The following is a 1,997-nucleotide window of genomic DNA, read 5'->3' on the forward strand; positions in this document are numbered from 1 at the left end:
TTTTTATCGTAAGACGCCGTATGTTGTGCTGTGCGCACCACGGAGCGCACGCACAAATCGTCTGGTGCGCGCAGCACACCCTACGTGTTTAGCTCTCAGCATGTAGGTTGGGTTGAGCGCAGCGAAGCCCAACAACAAGCCGTCACCGCCAGTTAAGAATTGGCCAGCCTGCCTTCACCGCATGGTCACGCAACACCGGATCCGGGTTCACCACCCGCGGCAAACTCACTAACGATAACAACGGCAAGTCATTGCGCGAGTCGGAGTAGAAATACGCGCCGTCCAGGCTTTCGCCTTCCTGCTCTAACCAAGCTTGCAGACGGGTGACTTTGCCTTCGCGGTAGGTGAGTACACCACGGGTATTGCCGCTGTAGTGGCCGTGCTGTTCTTCCAAGTCGATGGCCAGCACTTCATCAATTTTCAGCCGCGCCGCGATGGCGCTGACCAAGAAATGCGCCGAGGCGGAAATTACCAAAATGCGGTCGCCGGCTTCGCGGTGGGTGGCCAGGCAGCGGGTGGCGTCGCTAAAGAAGATGGGCTCAATCACGTCTTCCACAAAGGGCTCAACCACAAACGCCACTTCCTCGGCGGTGCGGCCGACCAGGGGCGACAGGCTGAAGGCCATATAGTCTTCCATCGCCAGTTTGCCTTCGGCGTATAGGGCCATTAGCTCGTGGTCTTTTTTTACAAACGACTCGCCGTCCACCCAGCCGATGTCGGCCATGTGTTCGCTCCACAGGCTGGCGCAGTCGCCGTCGATCAGGGTGTCGTCGAGGTCGAAGATTGCCAGGGCCATTACGCCACCTCCCGGATCGCATCGCTGTCGATGCTCAGGCGCAACTGCTTGCCGTTGCTGTGCAGGTCGTCCGCACTGCGGTTTAACACATCGACCAGCAGCTCCACGCCACGGGCTTGTACGCGGTAGCGAATCACGTTGCCGAGCAGGCTATGGCTGCGCACTTCACCTTCGATATCACCTGCGCCCAGCGAGATGGCTTCCGGGCGAATGGCGATACGGCTATTGATTGGGCGTAGTAGCAGGCGGCTGGCGGCATCGGCGTCGAGCAGGTTGTAGTTGCCGATAAAACCGGCGGCAAAGGCGTCCACCGGCGCGGTATAGAGCGTTTCGGCATCGCCGCTCTGCACGATTTTGCCGGCGTTCATCAGAAAGATGCGGTCCGACATGGTCAGCGCTTCTTCCTGGTCGTGGGTGACGAAAATGGTGGTCAGCCCCAGTTCCTGTTGAATGCTGCGGATCTGCTCGCGCAGGTGTTTGCGAATTCGCGCATCGAGGGCCGACAGCGGCTCATCCAGCAGCAGCAAGCGTGGGCGAGTAACCAGTGAACGCGCCAACGCCACGCGCTGACATTGGCCACCGGAAAGCTGGTGCGGGTAACGCTCGGCAAAGCTGCCCAGCTCGACCATATCCAGCGCTTCCTTGACCCGTTTGGCGCTGTCTTCTTTGCTGACCTTTTGCATGCGCAGGCCAAAGGCAACGTTCTGCTGCACGCTCATATTGGGGAACAGCGCATAGCTCTGAAACACCATGCCGATATCGCGCTTTTGTGGCGACAGCGGCACCAGGTCTTGGCCTTCAAGGAGGATTTGCCCGCCATTTACTTCGGTCAGGCCGGCGATGCAGCGCAGTAAGGTGGACTTGCCGCAGCCCGACGGGCCGAGCAGGGTGACGAATTCGCCCTTGGCGATTTCGCAGTTGATGTCGCTGAAAATCGAGGTGGCGGCATAGCTTTTGTGCAGCCCCTGAATGCTCAGAAAACTCATGCTTTGTCCTTATTCAAACGGCCGGCTGCCCAAGTAAACAGCAGCACAAAAAAGAAGTAGGAAATCACCAGGGCGCTGTTGAAGTGGCCGCTGCTGTTTTTCATGTTGTTCAGGTACACCTGCAGGGTTTCATAACGCGTACCCACCAGCAGGTTGGCGAACACAAACTCGCCAAACTGTAAAGACAACGTCAGTAACTGCGACACCATCAGGCG

General features: G+C 58.3%; 2 protein-coding genes and 1 pseudogene. All 3 read right to left on the reverse strand.

Annotated elements, in window-relative coordinates; genetic code table 11:
• Window positions 1–142 precede the first annotated feature (142 nt).
• Window positions 143–796, reverse strand: coding sequence for an HAD family hydrolase (locus AAAB16_RS06645; RefSeq protein WP_110616276.1), 654 nt, complete (start codon window positions 794–796; stop codon window positions 143–145).
• Window positions 796–1,782: an ABC transporter ATP-binding protein gene (locus tag AAAB16_RS06650; protein WP_340662629.1), complete on the reverse strand. Its 987-nt coding sequence runs from the start codon at window positions 1,780–1,782 to the stop codon at window positions 796–798. Before AAAB16_RS06650 ends, AAAB16_RS06645 begins: the two co-directional genes overlap by 1 nt.
• Window positions 1,779–1,997: pseudogene (locus AAAB16_RS06655) on the reverse strand (ABC transporter permease); the annotation flags it as partial. The pseudogene AAAB16_RS06655 and the gene AAAB16_RS06650, both read right to left, overlap by 4 nt.

Origin of the sequence: Pseudomonas sp., from assembly GCF_037994325.1 — a bacterium.
In the GTDB taxonomy this organism is placed as follows: Bacteria; Pseudomonadota; Gammaproteobacteria; order Pseudomonadales; family Pseudomonadaceae; genus Aquipseudomonas.